Below are 20,417 nucleotides of genomic sequence, written 5' to 3' on the forward strand. Positions count from 1 at the left end.
GGCAATTCATGAATTGCCCCTACAATTCGCGATTTTTTGCGCTCATTCCTACATTTAATAGTCCGTTTCAAGGGACTTGTGCTATTAGCCGATACTACTTAAGTCTGAGGTAGGACAAAACGTATAGTGCAGAAACACTTCTTGCTCAACAGTCTGAACTTCCAGTAGTTGCAATCTGGGAGCCAATTGTGGTAAAAATCCCATACCATCTACTGGTGTGGGCGCACTAGCACCCCCCAAAATCAGCGGACAGACAGTAAGCCATAATTCATCAATTAAATTCAATTCCAGCATGGAGGCAGCCAAACTACCACCACCGAGTACGGCTACGCGTGTTATACCTAGATTCGTCAGATGTTGTAAGGCAGTAGAAATGTCAATTTTTTCTGTTGGTGTTTCAAAAATGAGAATTTGCTCAAATTCTGTCGTGGTTTGCCAAAACACTGCTCCTGCTGTTGTAGTCAGCAACCAGCGTTTAACTGGCTGCTTAAAGAAGTTAATTTCCGGATTTAGCTTGCCTGAGTGTGTAACTACTATATGAACTGGTTGGGCAGATTTACCTAAATTTGTTCTTTGTTGCAGCAATTGTGGATGCGATACGATGAGTGTTGTACCGTAAGCCCGAAGAGTACCAGCACCAAACAAAATGGCATCAGAGGCAGCTACTTGCTTTTCCAGGTGTGCTTTATCAGCTAAGGAGCCAAATCGAGCAGGCGATCGCCTGACATCTGCGATTTTGCCATCTGCACTCATTGCCATAACAACAGTGGTATGAGGACGATGTTGCATCATTAAGTTGATTTGCTTTGTTAAGATTTTCCTTCTTGATATGTCAATTATCAAAAAATCCACATGCTTTGTAAAAATTGTTTTGCTTTATTTTACAAGTCTATCTATCTGTAACAAATTCTGTTATAGTTACTATCGCACACATTTTTGTATAGCAAGTTTCTTTTTGGAATTTCCCGATTTGTTACTTTTAATAGCTAGAAAGAAAATTGTTATAAATTGACAAAATGTCGCATCTAGCTTTTTTAAGAGCATATCGTTACTATTTTGGTTTGCTTTCTTCCAAGTGAGACTGTCGATGGCTAAACCCAGTCAATCATCTTTCCGTCGAATTTTAGTGTCAAGAATTTTACTGCTGTTCGTTCCAGTTTTATTAGCAGGAGAAATTCTCGCATTAAATAAGGCACGTTCTAGCCTATTAGAAACTGCAAGGAAAAAGTTAACAGAAAGCTCTCAGATTAAAGGTGAGAAGATTGTGGATGCGATCGCTGCCCTAAAATCTAACTTGTCAAGTGCCAGTCAAACAACAGTTATTAAGTCTGGTTCTTCTTGGGAAGCGCAACAATTTATCAAGGCACTCGCAGAGCAATTGCCAACCCACATAGAATGTATTCAATTAGCAAATCTGCGAAACGGTAACATTATTGCTAGTACTTGTGGTGACGAATCAATTGCCCAATTAAAATTACCTTTACCTAATGACGAAATTGAAGTTGAGGCAATTTCATCATCACTAAACGGGAAAACTGGTAAAAAAGATTCAATAAATCAACTGCAATTACTTTTATCTGCCCCAGTTTACGATACATTTGGTAACTTGCATTACGCCTTAAGAATTAAGGCAGCATTACACCAACAAATACAAAATAAGCGGGGTTCATTAACAGGCTCTACAGTAGTAATTGCCGAAGATGGGACAATTTTAGCACACCCACTGCCAGGAAGAGTGGGGACTAATATCAAACAGCATCCAGATGCTTCTCGGCTAGAAATGATATTGAAACGTGCGATCGCCGGGAAACAAGATTCTGTAACTTTATATTTCAAAGAAGGAGAAGAAAAAGAATTAGTAGCTGCTTACACGGCTATTCCCAATCCAATTACAAATCAACGGCAGCAAAAATGGATTGTTTTAGCCGTTACAGATTTAGATAATGCTTTGTTTGGGCTTGGGGAAATCAAACTAATTCTACTCGCTTTAACATTTGGCTTAATTACCGTGAGTGTTTTGGCATCCTTGTATCTAGGTCGTTACTTAGCACGTCCCGTAGAACAATTGCGAGACTATGCCCTAAATCTTAACAGCCACCATTCCGCCGAATTAGTTCCCCACAACTTTCAAATTCGAGAATTTAATCAACTCGCGCAAGCACTAAACCAAATGGTAGAAAGGCTTAAAGCTTGGGCAGAAGAGTTAGAAATAGCTTGGAAAGAAGCGAAAACCGCTAATCATCTCAAAAGCAAGTTCTTAGCGACAACTTCCCATGAGTTGAGAAATCCACTTCATACCATTATTAATTGTGTTCAGCTAGTTAAAGATGGGATGTGCGATAGCCGTGAAGAAGAAATAGAGTATCTTTTACATGCCGATCAAGCCGCAATTCATTTGTTAGGAATTATTAATGATTTACTCGATATTTCCAAAATTGAAGAAGGCAAGCTTTCAGTTGTCACAGAACCGATAGACTTGCGAAAATTATTGCAAGAGGTGATTAATTTACAATCAGTTAATGTGCAAAAAAAAGGCTTGCAATTAAAAATTGATTTAGGAGAGGAAGTAATTGCAATTAAGGCAGATGCAGCCAAACTGAAACAAGTTTTAATTAATGTTATTGGCAACGCAACTAAGTTTACCGAAACCGGAAGCATTGCGATCGCCACAGAAATCGAAAATAGTTTTAGTCAATCCCAGGTGATCATCACCGTCACAGATACAGGTGTAGGCATCGATCCGGCTCAACAGCATAAGCTATTTCGCCCCTTTGTGATGGCAGATAATGCAAGCACACGTAAATTTGAAGGTACAGGACTGGGACTGGCGATTTCACGAAACTTAATCGAACTCATGGGAGGTACGATTAGTCTTGAGAGTCCGGGTATTAACCAAGGCACCACAATAGCCATCGCTTTACCCTTAATAGATATCTCGCTGTTATCTACTTCAGCACATCAAGAAATTTCAGAGGAGAGAGAAATAGAGGAAATTAGTTCTCAAGAAAAGTTTTTCCCCTCTCCCAGAGGAGTAATGGAAGTAGAAAAATCCGAGCATAGACTTCCCCCAATGGGAAGTTCCGAAGAGATAGGAATATGGCAAGAAGTGCGAGATACTTCCGGTACAGACACTTTGCGGACAACTCGTCGTTAAATATGCAAATTTTGGCGTTGCATAATCTTAAGATAAATCCTAGAGACGTTCCGTCGGAACGTCTCTACAAAATGTCAGTTGAATTACACCGTCTTACTTAATCTTAATAAAAACAGATTTACCACCTTCAGAGAGAGATTCTGTTAAAGCCCTGAGAATTTGCACCAATTCTGTGCCTACCCAGCCAGATGAAATCATTGAGCAAGTATTCTCCTGGATGCAGTTAACAAAGCCTGAACAAACCCGTCGCAATGATTCGCTTGTTTCTACTTCTAACACTTCGCGGCTTTGATTCACAGGTATAAATTGATTTCCCTTCACCTCAAATTCACCATGTAGTAGCGTCAAAGGTGCTTCTGTTGACATTTCATCAAAAATCAAGCTGCCAAGGCTTCCCACAACCACAAGACGCCGCTGTTTATCAGGATTGAGCCAGCATAAGTGTATGTAAGCTTGAAAGCCATCCGGGTACGTAAGTGTCACCCAGACTAAATCCGCTAGTCCTTGATTTTGAGATGAGGAGGACAAGGGGACAAGGGGACAAGGGGACAAGGGGACAAGGGGAGAAGGAAAAATTTCTTCCTTGTCTCCCCATCTCCTTGTCTCCCCATCTCCTTGTCTCCCCCTCTCCCCCACTCCTCTCTGTAGCCAAACTGTACCCGTTGCCTGTACTTTCACGGGTGTTTGACCTAGCCAATTATTAAAAATGGCTATATCGTGAATCGCTAAGTCCCACAAAGCATCGACATCTTGGCGGACTGGTCCCAAATGCGTGCGGGATGCGTAGCCGTAACGTAAATCACCTAATTTTCCAGCCTGAACTACAGTTTGCCCTCGCTCAACTACTGGGTGAAATAAATAAGTGTGGTCAACCATCAGAATTAAGTTCAGTTGTTCTGCTAACTGACATAATTCCTGGCACTCTATTGGGTCTACAGTTAAGGGTTTTTCTGCTAAAACGTGGTATCCCCAGCGTAATGCATCAGCAATTAAAGAGTAATGAGTTATGGCGGGAGTGGCAATTACTACTGCTTGCAACCCAGGCAGATGCTTAAGTTCACACCATTGAGTTGTTAATACTACATTAATATCTAAGTTAAACTGCTGTTTTACTGCTGCTAATCGTTCTGGATGATGGTCTACTACCGCAGCAATACTTACATCGGGATGTTCTAAAAAATTCCGCAGCAAATGCACACCCCAACGTCCAACCCCGATAACAGCGATTTTAATCATTGGTCAATAGTCAAGAGTCAACAGTTAATAGTCAATAGTTAATGGTAAATCGTCAATCGTCAATAGTTATAAAAATTACTTTGAATTATGGAGTATCAACTATTATTCTTTTCACCTTCTGTTGTAAGAATTTCTGTGCCAGCAACAAAGCAATTACCAGTTTTTATAACTGTTTTTCCGGTAGATTGGCAATTGCACTATAGCCGCTTAAATTTGTCCAAAGTATTGCTTTATGTTAAGTTTATGAATAGATTTTCGTTATTGTATGCTTCTTTGAGCTTTTCCCATTTTTCAGCTTCATGACCAAATATCTCCAGAGTTGTTTCAAAAATATCTAGTTCATTTTCTGAAACTCCACAGAACTTCGCTACAACTATATATCTGTTGTTCAAACTAGAAAGCACAAAAATCTTATCAGACTCGGACTTACCAGGAAGATTTAGCTTAACCTTACTCACTTCGTCAATGCTAGGTTCAGAAAATAAAAAACCCGTCATGGTTGTAGGTATGTCTAAGTACGATACGCCGATAAACTTAATATCTATATTCGTATTAAACTCCTCATTTTTAGGGCTACGAATTAGAAGTTGATTGTGACTCACGTTGTAGTCCCAAAACTTAAAACGCCGTTTAATCATCTGTTCATTGACTAATTAGGGTTTATCCGGTGAGAAAATTGCAAAAAAAGCTACTTTTGCCGCAGATTGCTCGGCGCCTTTAATGGAGCGTCCCTTGCCTTGACCGAGCTTTTTGCCGTGCAGCCACACTTCAGCCATGAAACGTTCTTGATTGTGGTGCGGTAGATTAATTTCCACAACTCGATATTCAGGTAAAACTTTAAATTGGGCTTGAGTCCATTCTTGTAGAGCAGCTTTATAGTTCAGTCTGGCGGGATCGAGGCGAATTTCTGTTGCTAATTGTTTGAAGTGGGGATCTAGCCAAGGGTGAATAAGTTCGAGATTTTGAGTACTGAGGTAAAGCGCTCCGAGGACGGCTTCAAAAGCATCTGCCAGTCGTGACTCTTGACCAACTTTATCAGCGGTAGCACTACCCGCGACAAGTAAGTATAGCTCCAAACCGTATTCTTTTGCCAATTGAGCGAGAATGCGATCGCTCACCAATACCGAACGAATTGCCGCAAAATCCCCCACTGGGCAATCAGGATAATTTTCCCACAACACAATAGCCGCCACCAAGCGCACCACCGCATCGCCGACAAACTCCAGTTGTTCATAATTTGCCGACTCAGAGACAGTTGGATGAGTCAGCGCCAAATCCAGAAGCTGCCACTTTATAGGTGCTTGTGTTGACAGACCTAATTTTTGTACTAAGTTTTCAAGCTGTCGTTGACGGCGTGGATAAGCGAGAGTCATTGGTCATTGGTCATTGGTCATTGGTCATTGGTGAGCCAGTGCGTTGGGCGGGTCTCCCGACTTGAAGCACCTGGCGAACCCCGAAGGGGTCATTGGTCATTAACAAATGATTAATGACAAAAATGGGGGAGAGAGTCGGGTCATAAGCCGGGTTCTGTTCTCTTGCGAGGGCAGTTATCTATCTGGGACGCTTGTTACCAAACGCCTCTAGCGGCTCTCTTTGAACGGAACTGGTAAAAGACCAACCGTAGTTCCTCTCGCCTTGCTCCCAACCGGGGTTTACCGAGCCAGCGCTTCTCAACGCTGCTGGTGCGCTCTTACCGCACCTTTGCACCCTTACCGGGAATTGGGTACTGGGGATTGGATACTGGGGATTAGGAAAATTCTTTCCCAGTCCCTAATCCCTAGTCCCTAGTCCCTAGTCCCGGCGGTATCTTTCTGTGGCACTATCCTCACGATCGCTCGCACTGGACGTTATCCAGCAAGTTTGGTCTTTCGGGAGTCCGGACTTTCCTCAAACCAGTTTCAATGAAACTGATCTGCAACCGCCTGCGCCTACTCTCTCCCATTCACAAGTGTAATCCTTCGATGGGGGCGTGTGTCCGGTTTGAGATTAACTTATCTTCTTTTATTCCAAGGTAAAGCGTATGTCCAAGGTAGTTTTCTGACTACGAAGGGACAATTGATAATGCACATGGGAGGAATATTCACACCTGGAGCTAAACCTACACGCACTTCAGATATCCTTAGCACCAGTTGTAGGGAAAATTCCACGTTCTTTCTTCTGTTCATAAAGTCGCTGTACAAAATCCTTAGTGCCTTGACCGGACTTTTTTCCAGCCCTGAAATATTAAGTATCGGTTTTTTGGGTGAGTAGGTTCCAGATGTTACATCACGCTCGAAAACATCTTCAGCTGTCACCGCTTCTGAAAGTGTTTTTTTGGGAGCAACTAAGCTTGGACTTTGTGGGACAGCTAAGTCACGGGTTAAATCTGGTGATTTACGAATTACTCTTCGCGATTGCTTGTTAAGTTCGACCACTATGGAGCTATTATCCCAGTCAGCGTAAACGGCAAGATTATCGGATTTATTCTCAATGCTAATTAACAACTCTTTCACGTCGTCAAGTGAGTTTGAGGGTTTGAATTTAAAGGAAATTCCTACATGGTCTTGAATATTTTGTTCTTTCAGTTGTTCTTCGACGACAGCTTTTTGATATTCAAACTTAATTTGGTCGTCGATTGATTCAACCATCCGATTGAATGTGTAAGTGACGCCAATTATATAAAACGTCAAAACAAATAAATTCTGATCGCCTGTTCCTCTCATAATTCAGAATATAAACTCCCTGCTAATGTCAATAGATATTCGATTCATTCCCCATGTGAAAGTTGTCAATTTTTGTCAATTTGGGAAAAGTTCTCAAACCAGCCGCGACGCCAGAATACAAATATCAACCCACTTGCGATCGCTGCCATTGCAGTTAAACAAAGTGGATAACCCCAATACCAATTTAATTCAGGCATATTCCAGCGTGATTTTTCGGTATTAAAGTTCATGCCGTATATTCCAGCAACAAAAGTTAATGGAATAAAAATCGACGACATTACCGTCAAAAACTTCATGACTTCATTCATTCTGTTACTCACAGCTGAAAGATACACATCCATTAACCCAGATGCAAGTTCCCGGTAAGTTTCCACCATATCCATCACCTGTACTGCATGGTCATAACAGTCTCGTAAGTAGATTCGCACGTCGTCACTGATTAGCTCGTTGCCATCTCTAATTAAAGAATTAATTGCATCCCGCTGGGGCCAGATAGCGCGACGCAATTGCAGTAATTCTCGCCTAATTTTATAAATTTTTTGTAAAGTTTTGGGGGTAGGTTTGACTATTACTTCTTCCTCTAACTCTTCGATGCGCTCACCGTAAAGCTCTAGGACTGGAAAAAAACCATCAATTATGGCATCTAACAGAGTGTAAGCTAAATAATCGGCTCCTGATGAGCGGATAATGCCTTTGCCTTTATCGATACGCGATCGCACTCCTTCTAAACAATCATGCTCTGGTTCCTCCTGCACTGTCAGGAGGTAATATTTCCCCAATACCAAACTTATTTGTTCACTATAAAAGCCACATACTGTTTCTTTTGGCACCACCATCCGAGAAATTATCACTAATTGATCGTCATAATCCTCTATTTTGGGACGCTCTGGTACATTAACTACATCTTCTAAAACTAGAGGATGCAAATCAAACACCTTTCCCAAACGTTCCAAAATGTCGGCAGAGCCTAAACCTTGCACATCCACCCAAGTAACAGATTCTTTATCCAGATAGGGGGCGCACTCCTCTGGTGTATTCAATTGCTCGCGAATCACGTTAGTGTTGTTATAATCAATCAGGAATATTATTGGCGGTGGAGCATCGGCATCAATAATGATAGTTCCCGGCATATCACCTGGTCGGTGAAAAAAGTCTTCCTCCTCATCTTTTGGCTTAAGTAATTTTAGAGGAAGGCGACGAAGTTTTCTCATCATGTAGCTTTACCTGTAATAAGTTAGTCAAAAATTACCTATCCTTGACTTTTGAGGTGGCAAAAAGGCAAGGGAGATTTATTTAGTTTTTTAACATTAATCTGAATAATTTAAAATGTTTCAATAAATACAATAGCGATCGCGCCCCTCTTGTTTGGCATTGTACATTGCTTTATCGGCTGAAGCGATGAGTGTATCTGGATTTATGTCCCAAGTGGGTATGACAGAAGTAATACCCAAACTAAGTGTGACAATATCCTTGACATCAGACTTTGCATGGGGAATAGCCTGATCGTGAATTTCTTGCTGAATATTTTGTGCTACTTTGAGCGCTCCTGTTAAGTCAGTATTGGGGAGGAGTACCAAAAATTCTTCTCCACCGTAACGCGCTACTAGATCAGCAGGACGGTGAATTATCTTCTGCACTGTTTGCGCTATCCTGATTAGACAATCATCGCCTGCAAGATGACCATAGTAATCGTTGTAAAGTTTGAATTTATCAACATCGAATAAAATCAGTGACAAGGGTTGTTGTTCTCGTGCGAGGCATTTCCATTCTGCTTGCAGTCGTCTATCGAAGCAGCGACGGTTAGCCACCTGAGTCAAACCATCTAGATTTGCCAGTTTTTCTAGTTTCTGATTTGCATCTTGGAGAGCTAGTTCAATTTGTTTACGTCCAGTGATGTCACGTATGGTAATAGCAAACCCATCACCTAGCTTTACTCCTACAAAATGGTACCAGCAAGAATTGCCTAATGGATGGTAAAAATCCTGTTTGAAAGGTTCCCCTGTTTCGACGAGATTAACAAAGTGATTAAAGAGTTCTGGTTCTAAACGGGCTAAGAATTTTTTGAGTACTAATTTATCAATCATATCTTCACGGCTACTGCCGAAGGCTCTAGCAATGATTGGGTTGACAACTAAGCAACGGAAATCCTCAATTTCCCCGGTTGCAGGGTTGCGAACAGCTTGCATCGCAGCAATCCCATCGAGTGAACTATTCAAAACGCTGGCAAGCATTGCCCTAGACTGATACAGTATCTCTTCTGCTTCCCTGCGCTTAATATTTTCTTGTTCTAAAAGCCGTTGCTGACGTTGGATGGTTAACTGATTTTCTATACGCGCTACGACTTCTTCCATCTGAAAAGGTTTGGTGATGTAGTCTATTCCCCCTAACTCAAAGGCAGTTACTTTATCGAAAACATCATCTAAAGCACTAATAAAAATGACGGGAATGGTGCGTAAATCCTCATCTGCTTTGAGAGTTCTACAAACTTGATAGCCATCCATTTGTGGCATTTTGATATCTAAAAGGATGATATCTGGTTGTTTCACCTTTACTGTTTTCAGTGCCATCCGCCCACTGGTGACGCTGCGAACAGTGTAGCCGAGTTTGATCAAAGAATCGCTTAATAATTGTAAATTTTCGGGAAGGTCATCTACTAAGAGAATATTGCCTTTATTTTTTTTGTCAGAATCAAGATTCATTACTGATCACGGGTTCCGCTAAATCAACTAACTCCTCAAATTTAAATTGTCGAGTAAGTTTTGTCAGTAATTAGAACAAACGAATAGGGGCAATTCATGAATTACCCCTACCTTAATAGAGGTTCTACTAAATCAACTATCTGTTCAAATTCAAATTTGCGGGCAAGTTGTGTTAAAGATTGTACTAAATAAGTTTGTGTTTTAGGAATTTCTCTAATTAATTCCATGACAATATTTTTATCTGCTTCTAAAGCAGCTGCATAAAATTGATTAATCCATTCTTGAGACATACAAGTTAGATTATCAGATATTAAATAATTTTCTTCTGTATATTCCAAATTTGCAGAATTATTTTCAGCAAATATATATTTGACACCAAGATGTTTAGCTAGTGTATCAAAAATCGTATGTTCTGCAAAAGGTTTGCGGATAAAGTCATCACAACCGGCTGAAAGCACGATCGCTTTTTCTTCTTCTAAAACACTCGCCGTTAAAGCTATCACCGCTGTACCATTGCCTTTGGTAGTGGACTTGATGTGTTTTGTGGCTTCGTAACCGTTCATAACAGGCATTCGCATATCCATCAAAATCAGGTGGGGTTCCCATTCATCCCAAATAGCGATCGCTTCTTTTCCGTTACTAGCTTCTTTCACCTCAAATCCTAACGGTTCTAAAAGTTTAACTAGTAATTGGCGATTAATAGATTTATCATCTACTGTTAATAACTTATATATAGGTTGTCCTGGTACAAGTCCTAACACTTGTATATGTTCTTCTAAAGTCTTACTGTTGCTTTTTTGACCTAGTTTTGCTTGAATAAAAAATTGAAAATTTGTCCCTTTTCCTAATATACTCTCAACAGAAATATCCCCTCCCATTGACTGGATAAACTTGCGACTAATTGCTAAACCTAAACCCGTTCCTTCTTGTGATTCTTTTCCGGCTTGTGCTTGGGAAAAAGGATTAAATAGTTTGGGTAATTCTGTGGCTGCAATACCGACTCCTGTATCACGGACTTGAAAATCCAGAGTCAAAATATCTGTGATTTCTTCACTTTTATTATTTATCGTTAAAGTAATTCCTCCTTCCTGAGTAAATTTGATGGCATTGCTAATTAAATTAATTAACACTTGCCGGAGTTTTAGTTCATCGGTGCAAATATAACGGGGAACATTTTCACTACGTTGAAATATTAAATTTAAACCTTGATTACTTGCTTGCAGATGCAGCATATCTTCTAAATCATCGAGCAAGCTATACAGGTCAAAATCCCTGGTATTAAGGGTACTTTTACCTGCTTCTAGTTTCGATAAATCGAGAATGTTATTAATTAACGTCAGTAGGTAATCACCACTACGATAAATAATCCCGGCATTTTGATAATGGTCAGCAGGTAGGTTGTTAGCGCGTAACATCAATTGAGAAAAACCCAGAACTGCATTGAGAGGCGATCGCAATTCATGACTCATGTTAGCAATAAAAGAACTTTTAGCTTGATTAGCCACTTCTGCTTTTTCTTTAGCAATTACTAACTCTGCTGTTCTCTCCTCTACCCGATGTTCCAAAGTTTCCAAAGATGTTTGTAACTGAAGTGCCATGTTGTTAAACGATTTTGCCAGTTGACCTATTTCGTCTTTTGAGCTAATTTTGGCGCGAATATCTAAGTTACCTGCGGTAAACTGGAAAACTATATTGGTAAGGTAAATTATTGGCTTTGTTAGCAGTTGTCCAATGACAAAAGCGATGATTGTCACAACTCCAGCGATAAATGCAAATAGAAACATTACGTCACGAATTTGCTTTTCCACAGGTATTAGGGCAACAGGAAGGGGCTGTGCAAACAACACAGACCAAGGTTTATATTTTAAACGAGCGATCGCAATCAGATTAACCTGATTACCTGCTGCTGACAAAGATGCAATTAAATACGACTGTTTATTATCCAATGCTTGCTTAAGTTTTGACTCATTAGTTGCCAATTCTTTCACAGGATAATTAGGCAACCGACCTTCCCTTTGTAGTTGAATTACAACATCGGCAGGCAGAGGCACAATTGTTTTAAAAAGCAGTTTTGGTGCAGTGCTATGTGCCAGATAAATATTATTTTCATCTAAAAGAATAGCAAAAGATTTTGCCCCAGCCCGTTCAGTTTGTCGAGTTACTAACTGCTGAACAACAGTTGCATTGTATGAAACACGCAATACACCCAATATATCTCCCTTGGCATTGCGAACCGGACTGCTAAAAAAGAGGGTAACAAGGTCAGGAATTCTCGGCGATCGCTTCATGCTAGAAACAAAGGATAACCCAGTTTGCACTGGTTCTTTAAAATAATCTTGACCAGATTCATCTTTGCCAATGTTCGGTGTATATGTATCCAATACATTTTTCCCGTTTAAATCGAGCAAAGCATAGGAAAGAACATTAATCATATCTTTGCGACTGAGACGGATTAATGTTTCTGTCGCCAATTGCATTTCGGGGCTGTCATCTCGCTGCTTTGGAGTTAGGCTGAGGTAGCGTGCCAAACCTGGTAAAAGCGCCTCTACGCGCACGGCATTGAGATTTCCATCAATAAAGGCATCTATTCTGTTAGCAGTTTCGTTAGCCGCCGCAGATAGGGCTTGTTTTGCGTTGTCAGTTAGTGCTTTTTCAGTTGTCTGTTTGTTGATAAATGCCAATAACAGCAACGGACTTAAAGCAACAATGAGAAACGAGGCAATCAACTTTGTCCGGATGCCGCCCAAAAGAGAGTGCTGCATGGCTTTAAACTAAGAGGTTGTTTGAAAAGTCTAATTTGTTACTAGCCCCGGCGACTAAAAGTCGCGGCTATACAGACAAAACCCACCTCCGTGGGTTAAAACCCTTGATTTTGTATTAGTCCACGGAGGTGGACTTTGCTTGTGTAGTAGCGAATTCCATTCGCCCAATACTAAAAGTCTCGGCTATACAGACAAAACCCACCTCCGTGGGTTAAAACCCTTGATTTTGTATTAGTCCACGGAGGTGGACTTTGCTTGTGTAGTAGCGAATTCCATTCGCCCAATACTTTTCAAACATCCTCTAGGAGGGAGGGTTCAAGAAGGAAGAATTGAACAAACTTTTTAATTCAGGAATGCGCGTCAGGTTTCCAGAGCGAATAAAAAAGTCTGCATATATCTTGGCAGTTTTGTAAATGGAGTTAGGGTTGCTAGATTGAAATAATTTTTGATTTTCACTTAAATCAATTAGGTTTACTCCCTTCAGAGAGATTGTATTGCTAGGAATTTTTAACGCTTTGCTGATGATAGCGTTTCCTTCCTGAACATTTGCTTTCCAGTAGGTCGTGGCTTGGAGCCATCCTCGCACAAATGCACGAATGTCTTCAGGGCGATCGCGGATTGTCTCACCCCGAAAGACAATCATATCTAAAATCAAGCCAGGGGTTTGTTTGCTGCTAAATAGGATATGTCCCCCTAATTTAATAGCTTCAGAAAGATGGGGTTGCCAAGTGTGTCCGGCTTGAATAATATTATTTTTCAGGCGTTGAGGAATATCGGAAGCCTCTACTTTAACCAAGTTCACATCATCGCTGGTTAAGTTGGCAGTTTTCAACATTTCAGTCACGAAAACTTCGCTAAAACCGCCTAGATTTGCCCCTAGCTTTTTCCCTTTCAAGTCAGCGACGGTTTTAATTTGTGATTGGGCGACTACCACATCTGCTCCTGTTGATTCATTTATAACCACCACGCCTTGTATATCTGGATTTGTGGCACTCAAGATGATAAAACTTCCTAATGCCAATGAAATACCATCATACTTACCCGCACTGAAATTTGCTTGTTCCAATTGTATATATCGTTTATGAATTAGTTCCACATCTACCCCTTGAGCCTTGAAGAATCCTTTTTTTTGAGCAATGATGCCTGAATACTCCCCAACAAAAGATGTAAATTCCACTTTCAAGGGAGGGCGTTTAAATTCGGGTGGCGCTGAAGTATGACAAGCAAATAGCAAACAGACGGTAATGAGAAAAATCTTAACGTATCTGAGTATTTTAAACATAGAATATTTGATATTTTTTCATCATTGCCACTCCAAAATTCAGCTAAATCAACTAATTATTCAAATTAAAATTGACTAGCAAATTTTGTGAAATATTGAATTAAAAAAGTTTCTGTTTTGGGAATATCCCTAATTAATTCTGACTTTTCACGGGATCTGGAAAACCTCTCTCCTTGCAGGAGAGAGGCTTTGAATTCTCCCCCTTCCCTACAAGGGAATGGGGCTAGGGGGTTAGGTTTCGCGTTAGCTTTTCCACATGACGTGAAAAGTCAGTAATTAATTCGATGACAATATTTGTATTTGCTTATAAAGTAGGTGATAATTCCCAATTTGAAAGCGATCGCTTTCAAATTGCCAAATTTAATTATTAATTTTTTTAAAGTATTTAATTATTTCAGGGCAGGGGAACCCCGCCCTACTGGATTTGACGACGGAAATTAGGAATTGGGCTGGGGCTTTATTACCCAATTCCTAGTTCAAGCGTCCTGGACTACATCATGCCCATGCCGCCCATACCGCCCATACCGCCCATACCGCCCATACCGCCCATACCGCCCATACCGCCCATGTCAGGGGCACCGCCGGCGGATTTCTTCTCAGGCTTCTCAACAACGATCGCTTCTGTGGTCAAAACCATACCTGCGATAGATGCGGCATTTTGCAAAGCAGAACGTACAACTTTAGCAGGGTCAATAATCCCAGCAGCAATCAAGTCTTCAAATTCGCCTGTAGCAGCGTTGTAACCGATGTTGAAATCGCTCTCGCGCACTCTGGCAACAATAACCGAACCTTCAGCACCAGCATTATCCGCAATTTGACGGAGGGGAGCTTCAAGCGCTCGCGCTAAAATATCAGCGCCGATCTTTTCTTCTGCGTCGAGGCTCTTTTTAATTTCCTCAATCTTCTTCGCCAAGTGAATCAGGGTTGTTCCCCCACCCGGAACGATTCCTTCTTCCACAGCAGCTTTAGTAGCGTTGAGAGCATCCTCAATCCGCAGTTTACGGTCTTTGAGTTCGGTTTCGGTTGCCGCACCGACTTTAATCACTGCCACACCGCCGGCTAGCTTGGCGATGCGTTCTTGCAGTTTTTCTTTGTCGTAGTCGGAATCAGTTTCTTCCAACTGTTTGCGAATTTGACTAATTCGCTTTTGGACATCTGAAGTCGCTTCGCCGGCTACAATGGTGGTGCTTTCTTTATCAATAACGATTTTCCGGGCAGTTCCCAGCATTTCCAAAGTAGCGGTATCCAAACTTAGACCGATTTCTTCAGAAATCATTTGTCCGCCGGTGAGAATCGCAATATCTTGTAACATTGCTTTGCGGCGATCGCCAAATCCTGGGGCTTTAATGGCAGCAACACTCAGCACACCTCTTGCTTTGTTAACTACCAAAGTTGCCAAAGCATCACCGTCTACATCTTCGGCGATAATTAGCAAAGCTTGACCCAAGCGGGCAACTTTTTCCAAGACAGGCACTAAATCCTGAATGCTGCTGATTTTTTTGTCAGCAATCAGGATGCGAGCGTTTTCAAATTCCACCGTCATGCGATCGTTGTTGGTGATGAAATAGGGGGAAATATAACCCCGATCTATTTGCATCCCTTCAACAACTTCCAACTCAGTAGTTAGGGATTTGGATTCCTCAACAGTGATTACACCGTCTTTGGTAACTTTTTCCATCGCTTCGGCAAGCATATTGCCCACTTCTTCATCGTTCCCAGCTGACACGGTGGCGACTTGGGCGATCGCACTACCTTCAACTGGCTTGGCGATGGCAGCAATTTCTTGCACCAACGCTTCGATGGTTTTGTCGATCCCCCGCTTTAAAGCTACTGGATTCGTGCCTGCAGCGACGTTCTTTAAACCTTCTCTGACTAACGCTTGTGCCAAAACTGTAGCGGTGGTGGTGCCATCTCCCGCCACATCTTTGGTTCTTGATGCCACTTCTTGGATCAGTCTCGCGCCAGTATTTTCTAGCGGATCTTCTAATTCAATTTCTTTGGCAACAGTGATACCATCATTAACAATCTGAGGGGCACCAAATTTCTTTTCTAAAAGGACGTTGCGACCTTTTGGACCTAAAGTGATTTTTACCGCATCGGCAAGGGCGTTAATGCCTCTTTCTAGTGCCCGACGTGATTCTTCGTTAAATGCAACAATTTTTGCCATGTTTTACTTCTCTAGCGCTTCCAATAGACAATTTAGCACTCAATAGCTTTGAGTGCTAACTGAGGAGGCAGTTCATTTTACAAATAAATGGAAAAAAATTGATTAATATACAGTTGATGCTCATGTCGGCTATTGGCAGTAATGCTTAAATCGGGAGATGAATCTATACGACTCCCTTCAGTCTATTGGTATAGCTAAACCTAGCGGTTCCGGCTGGTTAGCAGTAGTATTTACGTTTCTTTTGGCTTGGCTAGTTACGTGGCGTATGATTCCGACTTTACGCAAGTTCGCCTTGCGGGTCGGTTGGGCTGACCAACCAAACGCACGACGATTAAATCGAGAACCTTTGCCCAATGCGGGGGGTTTGGCTATCTACACCGGAGTAATCGCCGCACTAGTACTAGCTAGCCTTTTACGCCCAATCGAAGTACAGAACGTATTGGTGCAGGTGCTGACAATTTTACTTGGAGGTTCAATATTAGTTCTTGTCGGCTTTATAGACGATCAGTTCAGTTTACCCCCGTCTGTGCGGATGTTTACTCAGATTCTCACCGCATTATTGCTGGTTGCTAATAAAATCAGTATTGATATAAATTTTGGCACACCCTTTGACTCAATTTTGTCAATGTTTTTGACGGTGTTTTGGGTCGTAGGAATTACCAACGCCATCAATTTGATGGATGGGATGGATGGTTTGGCAGGAGGAGTCAGCTTTATCACTGCCATGAGTTTGTTAGCAGTTTCTGCTCAGTTTCCCAATCGGGCAGCCGCAACTTTAGTTTTAGCAGCATTGGGGGGCGCGGCGCTGGGCTTTTTGCGTCACAACTTCCACCCCTCGCGAATCATTATGGGTGATGCCGGGGCATACTTTTTTGGCTATGTGCTAGCGGCAACTAGTATTCTCGGTAAACTCCAAGTAACTACTGTGTTTTCACTCGTGCCGACAGTGTTATTCTTGCTGTTGCCAGTCCTAGATACAACTCAAGTGGTAGTCAAGCGATTGATGGCAGGGAAAAATCCCATGAGTACCCCCGGTAAAGACCATTTGCACCACCGCTTGCTAGCTTGGGGTTTATCCCAGCGCAACGCTGGGTTTACTTTGTGGTCAATCACCTTGATTTTCAACTTGCTGGCAATGAGAACACAGAATATGAGTTTAGCCGTGATGGTTGCCACCCTCAGCGGCATTATTGTCCTTTTAAGCTTTACTCTCTGGCAAAGAATACGAGCGACGGTACAATAGCCAAAAACCCAAATGTTACATTTTGAACCGATGAATCGCTTACTACATAATAGACATCTCCAGAAAAGCCGTAGAGACGTAGCATTACTATGTCTAATCAAGGGTTTCGGGCAACGGATAATAATTTTTACCAGATGTCTAATGTGCCAAGTGCTTTTTTAAGAGTTCCTCAATTTTATCCGGAGTATGCTGGTTTCTCTAGGAACAACTAATTGGTAGATGCACCCTAATAACTCAGTCCCCTAGTTGGTTTATACCTGCTAGGGGGTTTTTTATGAAAAAAAGCATAATATCTTTTATACACCAATTTCATCCGGAAGAGAGCGTATAGCCAGAGAACAAGTAATTGGTAGATGCACCCTGATAACTCACTCCCCTAGTTGGTTTATACCTGCTAGGGGGTTTTTTATGACAAAAAATCACAAGAATTTTTATACATCAATTTCATCCGGAAGAGAGCGTATGACCTGAGAACAAGTAATTGGTAGATGCACCCTGATAACTCACTCCCCTAGTTGGTTTATACCTGCTGGGGGATTTTTATGAATTCTGAAGAAAACTAGTAGTAAGCGTTTCAACGCTTATTCTATAATCTAATTCACGTATAGAAAATAATAAAGACGTTCCAGCGGAACGTCTCTACAATATGTGTCATTTGGCGAATGTGATATTAAATCTATTTCGTCACTTCAAAAGATTTTACTTCTAAAACCTGACCAATCATGGCAATGGTCATCACATCTTCACGCACTTTTCCTGTGACTTTTGCTTTTTGTCCGGCTTGAAGTAAGTTTTTGTCAGCACCCCTAAGGATTTCGTAGGTAACGCCATCGTCTGTAACAAGCGCCCAAGCGCCTGTGCCAATATCACGGTGTTCGATAGTACCTGTAACTGTAATGCTCATATGATTTTAAGTTTTAAATGGGTAATGGGGATTTTTTAGGGGAAAGGGGAAAGGGGAAAGGAGAAAGGAGAAAGGGGAAAGGGGAAAGGGGAAAGGGGAAAAGAAAAAAATTATTACCAATGCTCAATGCCCCATGCCCAATGCCCCATGCCCAATGCCCCATGCCCTACACAGCTTGTTCCTGATTTTTCAGTGCTAACCTAGCAAGTCCGTAACAGAGTAGGGCGTTGATGATGAGGAAAAGGCGCGACCAAGTACCATTTCCTAAGCCCCAAACTGCTGGATCGAAAAATGCGCTGACTCCTAGACATGCGGCTACACCTAAGGTGGAACCGACTGCAAACCATTTCCAGGTAGGATTTCCCAAAAGCAGCGCCATTAAAATAATCGGAATCAACACGCTGGCAAACAAAGGATTAAAAGCATCTGTTCCCTGAAGCGCGTTGCCGAGTTCGGGAATTGAACTGCCCAAGACGCGGAGGGGCCATTGGGGAATATCAAAGATATAAATCCCTTTCAAGAAGAATAACCCCGAACTGCCGGCGACTAAGCCACTGGCTAAAGACCAACTCCAGGTAAAGGGGAAGTAAACCCGTAAAAACCAAGCTAGCAGGTAGGAACCGACTACCATTAAAATCTTGGGTAATAGGGCGATCGCACCACCATCAATCCAAAAGCCTGGGTTAATATAACCGTTATCCCGTAACCACGCAAAGAAATCTTGGAAGGTGATTTGCCCAATTACTGCACGTTTAACTGCTGCATCAGCATTCAGTTGTCCGGCGCCGTAGTAGTTCAACGTGTCTTCTTTAATAGTTCTTGCCGACTCCTTAAGGACTGCCAAGACTTGATCTGGTTCTTTGATTCCAGAAGCTTCAATTAATGCTGCCACACCAGCAACGTGAGGGGCAGCCATGCTTGTACCCTGGAAGCCCATAAACACCCCTACGCCATTGTTATCGGGGTCGATGGTTTCTTGCAAAATCTTACCAGCATCACTGCCACCAGGGGCGGAGATATCTACACCAGCACCAAAGTTAGAATAAGGCGCTCTTTCGCCGTCTGCGCCTAAGGCAGAAACGCCAATAACATGAGGATAACGAGCTGGATAAGAAGCACCATTACTATTTTCGTTTCCGGCTGCGGCAATGATGACTACGCCTTTTCTGTGGGCATAATCGATCGCATCTTTCATCAACTGGCTTTCACCACCACCACCCAAGCTCATATTAATTACATTTGCGCCTTTATCAGCGGCAAATTTAATTGCTTCGGCAATATCAGCAACAGTTCCACCACCATAAGCACTCAGCACCTTTAACGGCATTAACTTCGCTTCGTAAGCAATTCCAGCGACACCATATTTATTATTAGTGGCTTGGGCAATGGTACCAGCAACGTGAGTGCCGTGTCCGTTATCGTCTGTGGCTTCTTCTGTGTCGTTCACAAAGTCGTAACCTGGGACAAATTTTGTCTCTTTCAAGTCACGGACGCGACTAATACCAGTGTCAATTACTGCAACCGTGATGCCGCTACCTTTGGTTTGCTGCCATGCACCTTCAACATTAATGTTGTGCAGGTTCCACTGTTTGCTGTAATATTCATCGTTGGGAGCAGTGGGACTTGCAGAAACTTTGGTATCGTCATCGTCTTGGGGTAGCAAAAATTCTGCGAGCCTAGCAGCTTGACCAGGATTAGGAATTTTGTAAATGTAGTTTGGCTCGATGAATTCTGTAACTTTGGCAAATGAAGATTTTCTTAAAGCTTTCAGCCGTTGCCGATCGCCTTTGATAACATACACATGATCCTTTTCGGAAAATTTGTTATCGAGTTTGGGTGTAACGTTATATTGAAGAGCGATCGCTTGCAGATTTTTCTCCACCTCAACAGCGGAAATATCTTCGCGAAAATCCAGCACAATCGTCTCAAAATTACCTTTGGCTGCTAGTCCCTGATAGTTCAGGAAACCAAATATCGCAGCACCCAGCCCGATGACAAACAAGCACAATAATATAAGCCTTCGCATATTAACTCATCACCGATGAATGCCAGTTTTCTCACTACGATAACTTATCTGTGCCCTTTAGTTGATGTATTTTACGCTTTAGTTACATATGTTTCATTCAGGACTTATTGACATCCTCCTCGACCTTTAGGTACGAGGATTCCAAAGATCACTCTTTGGGCTTCCTCTTTCCGCGACTCAACTTACTTGAAGGAATTTCTTCCGACATGCAGAGGCTGATGTCTCCAGAGGCGTTTAACGTT

15 protein-coding genes and 1 other RNA gene are annotated in these 20,417 nt (G+C 41.9%); 3 read left to right on the plus strand and 13 right to left on the minus strand.

Going from position 1 to position 20,417, the window contains the following annotated elements; genetic code table 11:
* Positions 1-84 precede the first annotated feature (84 nt).
* Positions 85-792 (minus strand): RibD family protein, encoded by a 708-nt coding sequence (locus TOL9009_RS40200; RefSeq protein WP_051503000.1) that lies wholly within the window; start codon positions 790-792, stop codon positions 85-87.
* Positions 793-1,087: 295 nt separating this feature from the next.
* Between TOL9009_RS40200 and TOL9009_RS40205 the strand changes: the two genes are divergently transcribed.
* Positions 1,088-3,154, plus strand: coding sequence for a HAMP domain-containing sensor histidine kinase (locus TOL9009_RS40205; protein WP_084763282.1), 2,067 nt, complete (start codon positions 1,088-1,090; stop codon positions 3,152-3,154).
* A 93-nt stretch (positions 3,155-3,247) separates the two neighbouring features.
* Here the strand turns inward: TOL9009_RS40205 and TOL9009_RS0123065 are convergent, their stop codons facing one another.
* From TOL9009_RS0123065 to groL, 10 genes are all read right to left on the minus strand, one after another.
* Positions 3,248-4,390 carry a Gfo/Idh/MocA family protein gene (locus TOL9009_RS0123065; RefSeq protein ID WP_029634977.1) on the minus strand — a complete coding sequence of 381 codons (1,143 nt, stop codon included), beginning with the start codon at positions 4,388-4,390 and terminating at the stop codon, positions 3,248-3,250.
* Between the two features lie 230 nt (positions 4,391-4,620).
* Positions 4,621-5,028, minus strand: a complete 408-nt coding sequence (locus TOL9009_RS0123070) for a hypothetical protein (RefSeq protein ID WP_029634979.1) — start codon at positions 5,026-5,028, stop codon at positions 4,621-4,623.
* Between the two features lie 15 nt (positions 5,029-5,043).
* Positions 5,044-5,763: a ribonuclease III gene (gene rnc, locus TOL9009_RS0123075; protein ID WP_029634981.1), complete on the minus strand. Its 720-nt coding sequence runs from the start codon at positions 5,761-5,763 to the stop codon at positions 5,044-5,046.
* Between the two features lie 127 nt (positions 5,764-5,890).
* Positions 5,891-6,325: RNase P RNA component class A (gene rnpB, locus TOL9009_RS42375), an RNA gene on the minus strand.
* Between the two features lie 56 nt (positions 6,326-6,381).
* Positions 6,382-7,092 (minus strand): hypothetical protein, encoded by a 711-nt coding sequence (locus tag TOL9009_RS0123080; RefSeq protein ID WP_029634983.1) that lies wholly within the window; start codon positions 7,090-7,092, stop codon positions 6,382-6,384.
* 65 nt (positions 7,093-7,157) lie between these two features.
* Complete coding sequence (gene corA, locus TOL9009_RS0123085) at positions 7,158-8,306, minus strand: magnesium/cobalt transporter CorA (RefSeq protein WP_029634985.1); 1,149 nt, start codon at positions 8,304-8,306, stop codon at positions 7,158-7,160.
* 117 nt (positions 8,307-8,423) lie between these two features.
* Positions 8,424-9,791, minus strand: coding sequence for a diguanylate cyclase domain-containing protein (locus TOL9009_RS0123090; RefSeq protein WP_029634987.1), 1,368 nt, complete (start codon positions 9,789-9,791; stop codon positions 8,424-8,426).
* A 107-nt stretch (positions 9,792-9,898) separates the two neighbouring features.
* The gene (locus TOL9009_RS0123095) at positions 9,899-12,553 is read right to left on the minus strand and encodes a hybrid sensor histidine kinase/response regulator (RefSeq protein ID WP_029634989.1); all 2,655 of its coding nucleotides are present in this window, start codon (positions 12,551-12,553) and stop codon (positions 9,899-9,901) included.
* Positions 12,554-12,854: 301 nt separating this feature from the next.
* Positions 12,855-13,835 (minus strand): ABC transporter substrate-binding protein, encoded by a 981-nt coding sequence (locus TOL9009_RS0123100; protein ID WP_029634991.1) that lies wholly within the window; start codon positions 13,833-13,835, stop codon positions 12,855-12,857.
* Between the two features lie 490 nt (positions 13,836-14,325).
* Positions 14,326-16,002 (minus strand): chaperonin GroEL, encoded by a 1,677-nt coding sequence (groL, locus tag TOL9009_RS0123110; RefSeq protein WP_029634993.1) that lies wholly within the window; start codon positions 16,000-16,002, stop codon positions 14,326-14,328.
* Positions 16,003-16,159: 157 nt separating this feature from the next.
* Between groL and TOL9009_RS0123115 the strand changes: the two genes are divergently transcribed.
* Positions 16,160-17,245, plus strand: a complete 1,086-nt coding sequence (locus tag TOL9009_RS0123115; RefSeq protein WP_029634995.1) for an MraY family glycosyltransferase — start codon at positions 16,160-16,162, stop codon at positions 17,243-17,245.
* Between the two features lie 676 nt (positions 17,246-17,921).
* Here the strand turns inward: TOL9009_RS0123115 and TOL9009_RS0123120 are convergent.
* Positions 17,922-18,149, minus strand: coding sequence for a hypothetical protein (locus tag TOL9009_RS0123120; RefSeq protein WP_029634997.1), 228 nt, complete (start codon positions 18,147-18,149; stop codon positions 17,922-17,924).
* A 17-nt stretch (positions 18,150-18,166) separates the two neighbouring features.
* On the opposite strand from TOL9009_RS0123120, the gene TOL9009_RS47650 reads away from it, so the two are divergent.
* Complete coding sequence (locus TOL9009_RS47650; RefSeq protein ID WP_186227628.1) at positions 18,167-18,334, plus strand: hypothetical protein; 168 nt, start codon at positions 18,167-18,169, stop codon at positions 18,332-18,334.
* Here the strand turns inward: TOL9009_RS47650 and TOL9009_RS0123125 are convergent.
* A complete protein-coding gene (locus TOL9009_RS0123125) occupies positions 18,316-20,175 on the minus strand; it encodes a S8 family peptidase (protein ID WP_029634999.1) in 1,860 nt (619 codons plus the stop codon). The genes TOL9009_RS47650 and TOL9009_RS0123125 overlap by 19 nt on opposite strands.
* Between the last annotated feature and the right edge of the window lie 242 nt (positions 20,176-20,417).

Origin of the sequence: [Scytonema hofmanni] UTEX 2349, assembly GCF_000582685.1 — a bacterium.
Classification (GTDB): Bacteria; Cyanobacteriota; Cyanobacteriia; order Cyanobacteriales; family Nostocaceae; genus Hassallia; species Hassallia hofmanni.

What these genes read in the sequence shown, in the direction of transcription:
- groL (WP_029634993.1), bottom strand. Translation starts at nt 16,002, where the DNA reads ATGGCAAAAATTGTTGCATTTAACGAAGAATCACGTCGGGCACTAGAA.
- TOL9009_RS0123095 (WP_029634989.1), bottom strand. Translation starts at nt 12,553, where the DNA reads ATGCAGCACTCTCTTTTGGGCGGCATCCGGACAAAGTTGATTGCCTCG.
- TOL9009_RS0123120 (WP_029634997.1), bottom strand. Translation starts at nt 18,149, where the DNA reads ATGAGCATTACAGTTACAGGTACTATCGAACACCGTGATATTGGCACA.
- rnc (WP_029634981.1), bottom strand. Translation starts at nt 5,763, where the DNA reads ATGACTCTCGCTTATCCACGCCGTCAACGACAGCTTGAAAACTTAGTA.
- TOL9009_RS0123080 (WP_029634983.1), bottom strand. Translation starts at nt 7,092, where the DNA reads ATGAGAGGAACAGGCGATCAGAATTTATTTGTTTTGACGTTTTATATA.
- TOL9009_RS0123100 (WP_029634991.1), bottom strand. Translation starts at nt 13,835, where the DNA reads ATGTTTAAAATACTCAGATACGTTAAGATTTTTCTCATTACCGTCTGT.
- TOL9009_RS47650 (WP_186227628.1), top strand. Translation starts at nt 18,167, where the DNA reads ATGGGTAATGGGGATTTTTTAGGGGAAAGGGGAAAGGGGAAAGGAGAA.
- TOL9009_RS40200 (WP_051503000.1), bottom strand. Translation starts at nt 792, where the DNA reads ATGATGCAACATCGTCCTCATACCACTGTTGTTATGGCAATGAGTGCA.
- corA (WP_029634985.1), bottom strand. Translation starts at nt 8,306, where the DNA reads ATGATGAGAAAACTTCGTCGCCTTCCTCTAAAATTACTTAAGCCAAAA.
- TOL9009_RS0123090 (WP_029634987.1), bottom strand. Translation starts at nt 9,791, where the DNA reads ATGAATCTTGATTCTGACAAAAAAAATAAAGGCAATATTCTCTTAGTA.
- TOL9009_RS0123070 (WP_029634979.1), bottom strand. Translation starts at nt 5,028, where the DNA reads ATGATTAAACGGCGTTTTAAGTTTTGGGACTACAACGTGAGTCACAAT.
- TOL9009_RS0123115 (WP_029634995.1), top strand. Translation starts at nt 16,160, where the DNA reads ATGAATCTATACGACTCCCTTCAGTCTATTGGTATAGCTAAACCTAGC.
- TOL9009_RS0123065 (WP_029634977.1), bottom strand. Translation starts at nt 4,390, where the DNA reads ATGATTAAAATCGCTGTTATCGGGGTTGGACGTTGGGGTGTGCATTTG.
- TOL9009_RS0123125 (WP_029634999.1), bottom strand. Translation starts at nt 20,175, where the DNA reads ATGCGAAGGCTTATATTATTGTGCTTGTTTGTCATCGGGCTGGGTGCT.
- TOL9009_RS40205 (WP_084763282.1), top strand. Translation starts at nt 1,088, where the DNA reads ATGGCTAAACCCAGTCAATCATCTTTCCGTCGAATTTTAGTGTCAAGA.